This window comes from Thauera aromatica (assembly GCF_023093595.1).
Classification (GTDB): domain Bacteria; phylum Pseudomonadota; class Gammaproteobacteria; order Burkholderiales; family Rhodocyclaceae; genus Thauera; species Thauera aromatica_A.
On sequence record NZ_JALLIK010000102.1, the window covers coordinates 62,807 to 73,655 of the forward strand.

Here is a 10,849-nt window from a genome sequence, read left to right on the forward strand (position 1 = left end):
GCGCCGTGGGGAGGTTCCGGCAAACCGGGCGGCGAGGGCCGCGATGGCGCTCGTCAAGCACGCGGGGGCAGACCCGCGGGCCGCGTGCAGCCGTGCTCGCAGCCGAAGCTCTCGATCTGCAGCGTCATATGGCCGATGCCGAAGCGCTCATGCAGTCCGTGGGCGACTTGATCGAGGAAAACCGTGTCGGGTGGGGGGGCGGGCATCACGACGTGGGCGGTGAGCGCGATGTCGCGCGTGCTCATCGCCCACACGTGCAGATCGTGAACGCTCTCCACGCCGGGCCGGCTCGCGAGCCAGCGATCGACCTCGACCAGGTCGATATGCTCCGGGACGCCATCGAACAGCAGGTGCACCGACTGGCGCAGCAGTCCCCAGGTGCCGGCGACGATGACGGCGGCGATGACAAGGCTGGCGACCGGGTCCAGCCAGGCCCAGCCCCGCCACAGGTAGAGCGCGCCGCTGGCGGCGACCCCGAGCGAGACCAGCGCGTCGGCCGCCATGTGGAGGAAGGCACCGCGGATGTTGAGGTCCGAGTCGCGTCCGGCGATGAACAGTGCGGCGGTGAGGCTGTTGATCAGCACGCCGACGGTGGCGACCGCGACGACGGTCGCACCTTCGATGCCGGTCGGTGCCCGCAGCCGTTCCGCCGCTTCCCAGGCGAGGGCGCCCATCGCCACCAGCAGCAGCACCGCGTTGGCGAACGCGGCGACAATCGACGCCCGCTGCCAGCCGTAGGTGTGGCGCCGGTCGGGTTTCAACTGCCCGGCCAGTGCGCCGGCCCACGCCAGCAATAGCCCGGCCACGTCGGACAGGTTGTGTCCGGCGTCGGCCAGCAGGGCGAGCGAGCCGATCTGCCATCCGTAGAACGCCTCGACGGCAACGAAGCCCAGGTTGAGGGCGACGCCGATGGCGAACGCGCGGTTGAATGTCGGAGGGCCATGGGCGTGGCCATGCTCGTGATCGCCTCCGCCGCCGATCGCGTGGGCACTCATCGTCCGGTTCTCCTTGCCTCCTTGCGAGGCATAGCGTGACGGCAAGCCGCATCGCACCGCCCGCGTCGATTCGAGAGCCTGCCGCCCGTTCGCTCGCGCGGGGCCCGCAGGGCACGGCGTGCGAGTGCCGGTGTCGGCCGGATCGAGCGGCGAACGGATCGCTACCCGGCCCGCAGTGCCGTGTCGAGCTGATCGACGAGTTCGGCCCAGTCTGCATCCTCGGCCAGTTTCTCGCGCAGGAAGCTCGCCTGCGCGCTCGTCCAGAACGGGGCGTCGGCCAGTTTCACGCGCTCGGGCAGCGGCGCGTGGGTGCGGATGAAGGTTTTGATGGCGTCGGCGTCGTCGGGCAGTCCGAGCTGGGCGAACAGATCCTTCAGTGCGTGTACCGGTGGTTCCATTCCATTCTCCTTGGCGGCGAAGCGGTTGCGCCACCCTGCTCGAACTATAGTCCATGCCTTTGCGTGTGATCGCCGTGCTGGCGACTGTCGGCGCGGGCGTGGGAAAAGGAGCGTGGGCGGAGGGAGCGTGGGCGGCGGCGCTCGCCCCGTCTCAGGTGGAAGCCGGCAGGACGCGCTCGTACCAGCGCCGCGTGCGCGTCACCATCTTCACCAGCCACAGCATCACCGGCACCTCGATCAGCACGCCGACCACCGTCGCCAGGGCGGCGCCGGAGTCGAAACCGTAGAGCACGATCGCCACCGCCACTGCGAGCTCGAAGAAGTTGGAGGCGCCGATCATCGTCGACGGTCCGGCGACGTCGTGGCGCACCTTGAGCTGGCGGTTCAGCCAGTAGCCGAGCGCGGCGATGAACAGGGTCTGGAGCAGGATCGGCACCGCGATCATGGCGATGATCGCCGGCTGGGCGATGATCGTCCCGCCCTGGAAGGAGAACAGCAGCACCAGGGTGGCGAGCAGGGCGAGGATGGAGAAGGGGCCGATGCGCGCCAGCGCGGCGTCGAAGACGGCGCGCCCTCGGCGCAGCAGGTGGGCGCGGATGAACTGGGCGATCGCCAGCGGGATGACGATGTACATCCCCACCGACAGCGTCAGCGTGTCCCACGGCACCGGGATCGAGGACACGCCCAGCAGCAGGGCGACGATCGGGGCGAAGGCGAACACCATGACCAGATCGTTGAGCGCGACCTGGGTCAGGGTGAAGTTGGCGTTGCCGCGGCACAGGTTGCTCCACACGAACACCATCGCCGTGCACGGTGCGGCGCCGAGCAGGATCAGGCCGGCGATGTAGCTGTCGAGCTGTTCCGCCGGCAGCCAGGGGGCGAACACGTGGCGGATGAAGATCCAGCCCAGCAGCGCCATCGTGAACGGCTTGACTGCCCAGTTCACGAACAGGGTCACGGCCATGCCGGCCTTTTGCTCGCGCACTTCGTGCAGCGCGCCGAAGTCGATCTTCATCAGCATCGGGATGATCATGACCCAGATCAGCACCCCGACCGGGAGGTTGACGTGGGCGATCTCGAGCGCGCCGACGGCCTGCGCGATGTCGGGTGCGGCCTCGCCGAAGGCGGTGCCGGCGACGATGCAGAGGAACACCCAGACGCTGAGGTAGCGCTCGAAGAAACCGATCGGGGCGCCGGCCGCTTTGTTGCCGGCGAATTCACATTGGGCGGGCATCGAGGCTCCAGTGGAATGCGGAAATGGGAAATGAGAGGGTGGAGGAACGGGCGGAAGGTTGGGATGGCTGGAGCGCGAGCCGCCCGGTGTGCGGGGCGGGAACTAGCGGCTGCGCCCGGCGAGTGCCCGCAGGCGGTCGATGCCGACCGGCTCTTCGGCCTGCAGCGGCACCAGTGCGACGCGGCGGGCATGGTGCTCGCGCACCGCGGCGATCTGCGGTCCTTCTTCGGCGGCACGGTAGGCGAGCAGGGGCGCGTGCGCAGCGGCTGCGGCCAGGCTGTTGTTGATGATCCACGCCCACGGTTCGATGCCAGCGCGGCGCAGGTCGGCCTGCAGGCGGGCCGCTTCGAGCACCGGCGTGGTTTCGGCCAGGGTGACGATCAGCACCTTGGTCCGAGCCGGGTCCTGCAACTGCATCATCGGCGTCAGGTAGTGGTGCTCGCCGCGCTTGTCCATGTTGCGCGCGACCTCGCGGTGGTAAGCGCCGGTGGCGTCGAGCAGCAGCAGGGTGTGGCCGGTGGGGGCGGTGTCCATGACGACGAACTTGTGTCCGGCGTCGCGGATGATGCGCGAAAAGGCCTGGAAGACGGCGATTTCCTCGGTGCACGGCGAGCGCAGGTCTTCCTCGAGCAGGGCGAGGCCGCGCGCGTCGAGAGCCCCGCCCTGGGTAGCGAGCACATCGTTGCGGTAGCGCTCGGTTTCGGCCTGCGGATCGATGCGGCTGACGGCGAGGTGGGCGAGCCCGCCGGCGAGGGTCTCGTCGAGATGGGCGGCAGGGTCGGAGGTGCTCAGGTGCACGTCGTGGCCGCGGTGGGCGAGCTCCACTGCGATCGCCGCGGCCAGCGTGGTCTTGCCCACTCCGCCCTTGCCCATCAGCATCACCAGGCCGTGGCCGCCCGAGGCGATCTCATCGATCTGGGCGGAAAGTCCGGGCAGGGCGGGAAGCGGCTCCGGCGCGCGGTCCAAATGCTGGCCGGCGGCTGTGCTCGTGCCGGCCGTGGTTGCGGCTGCCGGCGCGAGCAAGGTGCGCAGGGCCGCCAGACCGACAAGGTTGAAAGGCATCAGCGCGATGCGGTCGGTGGGCAGTGCCCGCAGGACGGCCGGACAGCGATCGAGCGACTCGGCTTCGCGGCGGGCAATCGCCGCGGCGAGCGCATCATCCTGCACGGCTTCGGCCGGCAGCACGCCGTTGATGACCAGGAACTGGCGCTCGAGGCCGATCGCGGCGAGCTCTGCGTGAGTCCGTGCGACTTCGTGCAGGGTCGAGGCTTGGGCGCGGGCGACCAGGACGAGGCGGGTCAGGGCCGGGTCGGCGAGCGCATCGACCGCCGCGCGGTATTGCTGGCGCTGCTTTTCCAGGCCGGCGAGGGGGCCGAGGCAGGAAGCACCGTTGGTATTGTCGTCGAGGAAGCCGGTCCAGGCCCCGGGGAGCTGCAGCAGGCGGATGGTGTGACCGGTCGGGGCAGTATCGAACACGATGTGCTCGAATGCGTGTGCCAGCCCGCGGTCGGTGAGCAGGCCGGTGAACTCGTCGAAGGCGGCGATTTCGGTGGTGCACGCGCCCGAGAGCTGCTCTTCGATGCCGCGCACCACGCTGTCGGGGAGGACGCCGCGGACCGGGCCGACGATGCGTTCACGGTAGCTGCGGGCGGCCGCTTCGGGGTCGATCTCCAGCGCCGACAGCCGTGGCACGGTGGGAATCGGGGTGATGCGGTTGCCGATCTCGACGCCGAACACCTGGCCGACGTTGGAGGCCGGATCGGTGCTGACCAGCAGCACCCGGCGCCCGGCATCGGCCAGGCGGACCGCGGTGGCGCAGGCGATCGAGGTCTTGCCGACGCCACCCTTGCCGGTGAAGAACAGGTGGCGGGGCGGATGTTCGAGAAAGCGCATGGCGGCTGGAGTCATGGGGGAAGAAAACCGGAAGGGGCGGCGGGCGGGTGCGTTGGACGCAAATGCAGCCAGGTCCTGGGCTGCGTGCAGGAAACCTTGCCGGGGAACGCGGGAGTGTGGCGCGGACCCGCCCCCGCAGGGCGGGGACGGGGGCATGCAGCACTCAGCCGCAGTGGCCGCCGCTGCAGCAGTTGCCGGCCGGCACCGGATTGAGCTTGGGGGAGGATACGCCAGCCCAGCGCGACAGTTCGGCGCGGTTCGGGTAACGGCCGGCGAGCATCATTTCGCCGTCGACCAGGATCAGGGGCAGGGCGTCCTCGCCCGAGCGTTCGAGGAAGGCCTTGACCACCGCGTTGGTGGCGAAAGCCTGGGGGTCCATGGCGAGGTTGAAGCGTTCGATGGCGATGCCTTCTTCCTTGGCCCAGTCGAGGTCGGCGGCGGCCTTGGCGAACATCGGATCGACGTCGGTGCCGCAGACGCCGGTGGGGCAGCACAGCGCGGGGTCGAAGATCTGGATGGTGCTCATGTTGCGGTTCTCCTATGGAACGTGCGTGGGTGCCATCCAGGGGGGCCTGCATGGCGGGGATGAAAGCTTGCTGCGCTATTTTGCCGGCACGAGGGTGCCGATGCGCGCGAGTTCGCGCCGGAACCGTGCCGGGTCCCGTGCGGCAAGGTCGGCCGGCAGGGCGAGGAAGGCTTCGATGCGATGACGCAGGATGCGGTAGGCGGATTCGAACGCGGCGTCGATCTCGGCCGCCGTGCCGGTGGCCCTGGCCGGGTCATCCACGCCCCAGTGGGCGCGCGGCACCGGGGCCAGATAAACCGGGCAGCTTTCGCCGGCGGCGCTGGCGCAGACGGTGATGACCACGTCCGGCGTGGCGGGCAGGTCGTGCCACGACTTGCTGCGGTAGCCCGCGGTGGGAATCCCCTCGCGGGAGAGCAGCGCCAGCGAGTGCGGATGAACGTGACCGGCTGGCTGGCTGCCGGCGCTCATCGCCCGCAGCGGGGCGGGTGCCAGCGCATTGAACGTGGCTTCGGCAAGGATGGAGCGGCAGGAATTGCCGGTACACAAGAAAAGGACGTTCATGAGTGGCCGGGTCCCTCGGCAGGGCAGTCGAGCGGGGGAAGCAGGGGTGCGAGGCCGGGCTGGCTGCGGCGGAAGTCGACACATTCTTGCGGACGCCCGGCACAGCAGTTTTCGGTGAGGTAGGCGATGACCGCGAGCATCGCTTCGATGTTGGCGCGGTAGCGCTGGAAGCGCCCTTCCTGTTCCACCCAGAGGAGCCCGGATTGGGTCAGATTTTTGAGATGGAAGGACAGATTGGTCGGCGGTATGTCGAGCGCGGCGGCGATTTCGCCCGCGACCATGCCCTGGCGCCCGGCGACCACGAGGCAGCGGTAGACGTCGAGGCGGATGCCGGACGACAAGGCTTCGAAGACCTGCAGGGCGGTTCGTTTCTCCATTCGAGTCTTTTTGATGATTCAAATATTATTGAATGGTTGAGATGCTAATCCGGCTTTGCGCACAGTGCAAGCGCGCGGTGCCCGTCCTGCTGCTGCGGAGCAGCGGGTCCGATTTGCGGGGCATGGCGCGGCCCCCTATAATCCACCGGTTTAGCTTGTAGATGACTACGCCACATGATCAGACTCGTCGCCGGCAACTGGAAGATGAATGGCAGTCTTGCCGCCAATCGTGTTCTGCTCGATCGCCTCGAGGCCGTCCCGGAAGTGGAAATCGCGGTGTGCGTTCCCTATCCCTACCTCGCCCAGCTCCAGCAGCGGCCGGCCGGGTTGGCGCTCGGTGCGCAGGACGTGAGCGAGTTCGCGGCCGGGGCTTATACCGGGGAAGTGAGCGCGCCGATGCTGGCGGAGTTCGGCTGCCGCTATGTCATCGTCGGTCATTCCGAGCGCCGGGCGCTGTTCAGCGAAGGCGATCTCGCCGTCGGGCGCAAGGCGTGTGCGGTGCTGGCGGCAGGGATGGTGCCGATTGTCTGTGTCGGTGAAACGCTCGCCGAGCGTGACGCCGGGCAGGCGATGGAGGTGGTCGGGCGCCAGCTCGCGGCCGTGCTCGAGGTCTTGGGGAGGGCGGCGATGTCGTCCGTCGTGCTCGCTTACGAGCCGGTATGGGCGATCGGTAGCGGGCGTTCGGCCGGTGTCGGGCAGATCGCCGAAGTGCATGGCGGCATCCGTGCCTGGCTTGCGGCGCATGGAGCCGAGGCGGAATCCGTGCGGATCCTGTACGGCGGCAGCGTCAAGCCCGGGAATGCGCGCGAGATCTTCGCGGCGGCGAATGTCGATGGCGGCCTGATTGGCGGGGCGTCACTGGTGGCGGGTGATTTCATGGCGATCTGCCGCGCTGCGGCGGATGCGGCCTGATTGGTTATTTAATCGGTTGGTCTTTTTTCAAGGTTCGTGATGGGCGACTATCTTTTTTCCCTGGTGCTCACTGTCCATGTGCTGGTCGGTCTGGCGGTCATTGGTCTCGTTCTTGTGCAGCACGGCAAAGGTGCCGACATGGGGGCGGCATTCGGCAGCGGGTCGTCGGGCAGCCTGTTCGGTTCGTCCGGGTCGGCGAACTTCCTGAGTCGCACGACTGCGGTACTGGCGACGGTGTTTTTCATCACCAGCCTGGGCTTGAGTTATCTCGCCAGCAACAAGCCGGCTGCGCCTTCCAGTGTCATGGAAGGGGTGCAGGGCGCGCCTGCCGTCGAGCAGGTGCCTGCCGCTCCGAGTGCTCCGGCGGACACCTCTCCGGCGCAGTCGATTCCCAAATAATTATGCGTGCGAGCCTTTGCGCACTGCGTAAAAAACCGTATAATTCTTTGGCTTTCTGAACGAAGCGCCGACGTGGTGAAATTGGTAGACACGCTATCTTGAGGGGGTAGTGGCGAAAGCCGTATGAGTTCGAGTCTCATCGTCGGCACCATATTCCGGAAACGCCCGCATTTGCGGGCGTTTCTATGCAGAGCAGCCAAAACAATAATTGCAGCGCATCGTTGACGCTGTCGAACGCAATGGGGGTTTCTGAACATGCTGGAAAATTATTTTCCCGTATTGGTGTTCATTCTCGTTGGACTTGGTTTCGGGCTTGCTCCTGTCATTCTTGGGCGACTTCTTGCGCCCTATCGCCCTGACGGCGAAAAGCTCTCTCCCTACGAATGCGGCTTCGAGGCGTTTGAAGACGCCCGCATGAAGTTCGACGTTCGCTATTACCTGATCGCCATTCTCTTTATTCTGTTCGATCTCGAAATCGCCTTCCTCTTTCCGTGGGCGACGGTCTTTCAGGAATTCATTGCCGCCGGCGAGCTGGCCTGGTTCGTGTTCGGCTCGGTGATGGTCTTTCTTACGGTTCTGGTCATCGGGTACATCGTCGAGTGGAAAAACGGCGCACTCGACTGGGAGTAATGCATGAGCATTGAGGGCGTCTTCCGCGAGGGGTTCGTTACCACCTCGCTCGATGCGGTCATCAATTGGACGCGCACCGGTTCCTTGTGGCCGATGACCTTCGGTCTGGCCTGTTGTGCGGTGGAGATGATTCATGCGGGCTGTTCGCGCTATGACCTCGACCGCTTCGGTGTCGTGTTCCGGCCCAGTCCGCGCCAGTCCGATCTGATGATCGTGGCCGGAACGCTGTGCAACAAGATGGCGCCGGCGCTGCGCAAGGTCTACGACCAGATGTCGGAGCCGCGCTGGGTTATTTCCATGGGTTCCTGCGCCAATGGTGGTGGCTATTACCACTATTCCTATTCGGTCGTGCGCGGCTGCGACCGGATCGTGCCGGTCGATGTCTATGTGCCGGGCTGTCCGCCGACGGCCGAGGCGTTGATCTACGGCATTCTGCAGCTCCAGAACAAGATCAAGCGCACCAATACGATTGCGCGCTGAAGGGTGTCCCAGACATGAGTGTCAAACTTGAACGCCTGAGCCAGACCTTGCGCGATGTGTTCGGCGACCGCATCCGGTCGCTGGTGCTCGATCGCGGCGAGCTCACGATCGAAGTCGCCGCCGCCGAGTACCTGCGCATCGCGCGAAAGCTCCGCGACCACGAGGAGCTGCGCTTCGATCAGTTGATCGACATTTCGGGGCTCGATTATTCCGCTTACGGCAATGCTCCGTGGGAAGGCCGGCGCTTCGCTTCCGTGGCTCATCTGACTTCGGTCAGGCACAACTGGCGGTTGCGCGTGCGGGTGTTCGCCGAGGACGACGGTTTTCCGGTGGTTGATTCGGTCGTCGACGTGTGGCCGAGCGCCAACTGGTTCGAGCGCGAGTCTTTCGATCTGTACGGCATCCTGTATGCCGGCCACCCCGACCTGCGCCGCATCCTCACCGACTACGGTTTCGTCGGTCATCCGTTCCGCAAGGACTTCCCGGTGTCGGGCTATGTCGAAATGCGCTACGACCCGGAGCAGGGCAGGGTCGTCTACCAGCCGGTGACCATCGAGCCGCGCGAGAACACGCCGCGCATCGTGCGCGAAGAGAACTACGGGGACGTCGGCCATGGCTGAGATCCGCAACTATACGATCAACTTCGGCCCGCAGCATCCTTCCGCCCATGGTGTACTGCGCCTGGTGCTGGAGCTGGATGGCGAAGTCGTCGAGCGTGCCGACCCGCATATCGGCCTGCTTCACCGCGGCACCGAAAAGCTCGCCGAGACCCGCACCTGGGTGCAGTCGGTGCCTTATATGGATCGCCTCGACTACGTCTCGATGATGTGCAACGAGCACGCCTATTGCATGGCCATCGAGCGCCTGCTGGGCGTGCAGGTGCCCGAGCGGGCCCAGTACATCCGCGTGATGTTCGACGAGATCACCCGGGTCCTGAATCACCTGCTCAATATCGGCACCCACGCGCTCGACATCGGCGCGATGACGATGGTGCTGTACACCTTCCGCGAGCGCGAAGACCTGATGGACGTCTACGAGGCGGTGTCCGGCGCGCGCATGCATGCGGCCTACTACCGGCCGGGCGGCGTCTATCGCGACCTGCCCGAGCGCATGCCGAAGTACGAGGTCAACAAGTTCAAGAACGAGAAGACGGTCCGGGAACTCAATGCCAGCCGCGAAGGCTCGCTGCTCGATTTCCTGGAAGATTTCACCGACCGCTTCCCGACCTACTGCGACGAATACGAGACCCTGCTCACCGACAACCGGATCTGGAAGCAGCGTACCGTCGGCATCGGCGTCGTTTCGCCGGAGCAGGCGCTGGCGTGGGGCTTCACCGGCCCGATGCTGCGCGGTTCGGGCATCGCCTGGGATCTGCGCAAGAAGCAGCCCTACGAAGTCTACGACCGCATGGACTTCGACATTCCGGTGGGCAAGAACGGCGACTGCTACGACCGTTATCTGTGCCGCATGGAAGAGATGCGCCAGTCCAACCGCATCATCCGCCAGTGCATCGACTGGCTGCGCAAGAATCCCGGGCCGGTGATCACCGACAACCACAAGGTCGCCCCGCCCGCGCGTGCGGACATGAAGTCGAACATGGAAGAGCTGATCCACCACTTCAAGCTCTTCTCCGAAGGTATGCACGTGCCGAAGGGCGAAGTCTATGCCGCGATCGAGCACCCGAAGGGCGAGTTCGGCGTCTATGCCGTTTCCGATGGGGCCAACAAGCCGTATCGCCTGAAGCTGCGCGCGCCGGGCTTCGCCCACCTCGCGGCGATGGACGAACTGGCCCGCGGCCACATGATCGCCGACGTGGTCGCGATCATCGGCACGATGGACGTGGTGTTCGGCGAAATCGACCGCTGAGCGAAAGTGCCGCGCGCGTCCGTACGAAGGGAATCGGCGCCTGCGGGCGCCACGGTATCAAACAAGAATCGGCAGGCTATCCGGAAGATCAAGACGACATGCTGAGCCAGGAATCGCTGCAACAGATCGATCGAGAGATCGCAAAATATCCGCCCGATCAGAAGCAGTCCGCGGTGATGTCCGCGCTGCGGATCGCGCAGGTGGAAAAGGGCTGGCTGCCGAAGGAACTCATCGAGTTCGTGGCCGATTATCTCGACATGCCGGCGATCGCCGCCTACGAGGTGGCGAGCTTCTACAACATGTACGACCTCGAGCCGGTCGGTCGGCACAAGATCACCGTGTGCACCAACCTGCCCTGTGCGCTGTCCGGCGGCGTCCATGCCGCCGACTACCTGAAGCAGAAGCTCGGCATCGATTTCAATGAGACCACGCCCGACGGCAAGTTTACGCTGAAGGAAGGCGAGTGCATGGGCGCCTGTGGCGACGCCCCGGTGCTGCTGGTGAACAACCATCACATGTGCAGCTGGATGACCACCGAGAGGATCGACCAGATTCTGGCCGAGCTGGACAAGAAATGA

Annotated in this window: 14 protein-coding genes and 1 tRNA gene; 8 read left to right on the forward strand and 7 right to left on the reverse strand. The window is 65.9% G+C overall.

The window, feature by feature from the left end; all coding sequences use genetic code 11:
* Nucleotides 1–53: 53 nt before the first annotated feature.
* The 7 genes from MXC99_RS09870 to MXC99_RS09900 all read right to left on the reverse strand — a co-directional run bounded on the left by MXC99_RS09870 (nt 54) and on the right by MXC99_RS09900 (nt 5,984).
* On the reverse strand, nt 54–995 hold the full coding sequence (locus tag MXC99_RS09870; protein ID WP_247725287.1) for a cation diffusion facilitator family transporter: 942 nt from the start codon (nt 993–995) through the stop codon (nt 54–56).
* A gap of 161 nt (nt 996–1,156) precedes the next feature.
* On the reverse strand, nt 1,157–1,393 hold the full coding sequence (locus MXC99_RS09875) for a DUF2789 domain-containing protein (protein ID WP_247725288.1): 237 nt from the start codon (nt 1,391–1,393) through the stop codon (nt 1,157–1,159).
* A gap of 151 nt (nt 1,394–1,544) precedes the next feature.
* Nucleotides 1,545–2,627: an ACR3 family arsenite efflux transporter gene (gene arsB, locus MXC99_RS09880; protein ID WP_247725289.1), complete on the reverse strand. Its 1,083-nt coding sequence runs from the start codon at nt 2,625–2,627 to the stop codon at nt 1,545–1,547.
* A gap of 102 nt (nt 2,628–2,729) precedes the next feature.
* Nucleotides 2,730–4,520, reverse strand: a complete 1,791-nt coding sequence (gene arsA / locus MXC99_RS09885; RefSeq protein WP_247725328.1) for an arsenical pump-driving ATPase — start codon at nt 4,518–4,520, stop codon at nt 2,730–2,732.
* A gap of 163 nt (nt 4,521–4,683) precedes the next feature.
* Nucleotides 4,684–5,046, reverse strand: coding sequence for an arsenite efflux transporter metallochaperone ArsD (gene arsD, locus MXC99_RS09890; protein ID WP_247725290.1), 363 nt, complete (start codon nt 5,044–5,046; stop codon nt 4,684–4,686).
* Between the two features lie 75 nt (nt 5,047–5,121).
* Entirely contained in the window at nt 5,122–5,607 is a 486-nt protein-coding gene (locus MXC99_RS09895; RefSeq protein ID WP_247725291.1) for an arsenate reductase ArsC, read from the reverse strand.
* Entirely contained in the window at nt 5,604–5,984 is a 381-nt protein-coding gene (locus MXC99_RS09900; protein ID WP_247725292.1) for an ArsR/SmtB family transcription factor, read from the reverse strand. The genes MXC99_RS09895 and MXC99_RS09900 overlap by 4 nt, the downstream gene beginning before the upstream one ends.
* Nucleotides 5,985–6,158: 174 nt before the next feature.
* Here MXC99_RS09900 and tpiA point away from each other — a divergent pair, with 174 nt between their 5' ends.
* The 8 genes from tpiA to nuoE all read left to right on the forward strand — a co-directional run bounded on the left by tpiA (nt 6,159) and on the right by nuoE (nt 10,849).
* Nucleotides 6,159–6,896: a triose-phosphate isomerase gene (gene tpiA / locus MXC99_RS09905; protein ID WP_247725293.1), complete on the forward strand. Its 738-nt coding sequence runs from the start codon at nt 6,159–6,161 to the stop codon at nt 6,894–6,896.
* A gap of 39 nt (nt 6,897–6,935) precedes the next feature.
* The gene (gene secG / locus MXC99_RS09910; protein WP_247725294.1) at nt 6,936–7,295 is read left to right on the forward strand and encodes a preprotein translocase subunit SecG; all 360 of its coding nucleotides are present in this window, start codon (nt 6,936–6,938) and stop codon (nt 7,293–7,295) included.
* 66 nt (nt 7,296–7,361) lie between these two features.
* Nucleotides 7,362–7,446 (forward strand) — tRNA-Leu (locus tag MXC99_RS09915).
* Between the two features lie 104 nt (nt 7,447–7,550).
* A complete protein-coding gene (ndhC, locus tag MXC99_RS09920) occupies nt 7,551–7,925 on the forward strand; it encodes an NADH-quinone oxidoreductase subunit A (RefSeq protein WP_075149062.1) in 375 nt (124 codons plus the stop codon).
* 3 nt (nt 7,926–7,928) lie between these two features.
* Nucleotides 7,929–8,405 carry a NuoB/complex I 20 kDa subunit family protein gene (locus tag MXC99_RS09925; RefSeq protein WP_002926530.1) on the forward strand — a complete coding sequence of 159 codons (477 nt, stop codon included), beginning with the start codon at nt 7,929–7,931 and terminating at the stop codon, nt 8,403–8,405.
* A gap of 14 nt (nt 8,406–8,419) precedes the next feature.
* Nucleotides 8,420–9,025, forward strand: coding sequence for an NADH-quinone oxidoreductase subunit C (locus tag MXC99_RS09930; protein ID WP_247725295.1), 606 nt, complete (start codon nt 8,420–8,422; stop codon nt 9,023–9,025).
* The gene (locus MXC99_RS09935) at nt 9,018–10,271 is read left to right on the forward strand and encodes an NADH-quinone oxidoreductase subunit D (RefSeq protein WP_247725296.1); all 1,254 of its coding nucleotides are present in this window, start codon (nt 9,018–9,020) and stop codon (nt 10,269–10,271) included. Before MXC99_RS09930 ends, MXC99_RS09935 begins: the two co-directional genes overlap by 8 nt.
* Before the next feature lie 98 nt (nt 10,272–10,369).
* A complete protein-coding gene (gene nuoE / locus MXC99_RS09940; protein WP_247725297.1) occupies nt 10,370–10,849 on the forward strand; it encodes an NADH-quinone oxidoreductase subunit NuoE in 480 nt (159 codons plus the stop codon).

Excerpts from the sequence above, each read along its gene's own strand:
- secG (WP_247725294.1), top strand. The coding sequence starts at position 6,936 with ATGGGCGACTATCTTTTTTCCCTGGTGCTCACTGTCCATGTGCTGGTC.
- arsA (WP_247725328.1), bottom strand. The coding sequence starts at position 4,520 with ATGCGCTTTCTCGAACATCCGCCCCGCCACCTGTTCTTCACCGGCAAG.
- ndhC (WP_075149062.1), top strand. The coding sequence starts at position 7,551 with ATGCTGGAAAATTATTTTCCCGTATTGGTGTTCATTCTCGTTGGACTT.
- arsD (WP_247725290.1), bottom strand. The coding sequence starts at position 5,046 with ATGAGCACCATCCAGATCTTCGACCCCGCGCTGTGCTGCCCCACCGGC.
- MXC99_RS09895 (WP_247725291.1), bottom strand. The coding sequence starts at position 5,607 with ATGAACGTCCTTTTCTTGTGTACCGGCAATTCCTGCCGCTCCATCCTT.
- nuoE (WP_247725297.1), top strand. The coding sequence starts at position 10,370 with ATGCTGAGCCAGGAATCGCTGCAACAGATCGATCGAGAGATCGCAAAA.
- MXC99_RS09875 (WP_247725288.1), bottom strand. The coding sequence starts at position 1,393 with ATGGAACCACCGGTACACGCACTGAAGGATCTGTTCGCCCAGCTCGGA.
- tpiA (WP_247725293.1), top strand. The coding sequence starts at position 6,159 with ATGATCAGACTCGTCGCCGGCAACTGGAAGATGAATGGCAGTCTTGCC.
- arsB (WP_247725289.1), bottom strand. The coding sequence starts at position 2,627 with ATGCCCGCCCAATGTGAATTCGCCGGCAACAAAGCGGCCGGCGCCCCG.
- MXC99_RS09900 (WP_247725292.1), bottom strand. The coding sequence starts at position 5,984 with ATGGAGAAACGAACCGCCCTGCAGGTCTTCGAAGCCTTGTCGTCCGGC.
- MXC99_RS09870 (WP_247725287.1), bottom strand. The coding sequence starts at position 995 with ATGAGTGCCCACGCGATCGGCGGCGGAGGCGATCACGAGCATGGCCAC.
- MXC99_RS09935 (WP_247725296.1), top strand. The coding sequence starts at position 9,018 with ATGGCTGAGATCCGCAACTATACGATCAACTTCGGCCCGCAGCATCCT.
- MXC99_RS09930 (WP_247725295.1), top strand. The coding sequence starts at position 8,420 with ATGAGTGTCAAACTTGAACGCCTGAGCCAGACCTTGCGCGATGTGTTC.
- MXC99_RS09925 (WP_002926530.1), top strand. The coding sequence starts at position 7,929 with ATGAGCATTGAGGGCGTCTTCCGCGAGGGGTTCGTTACCACCTCGCTC.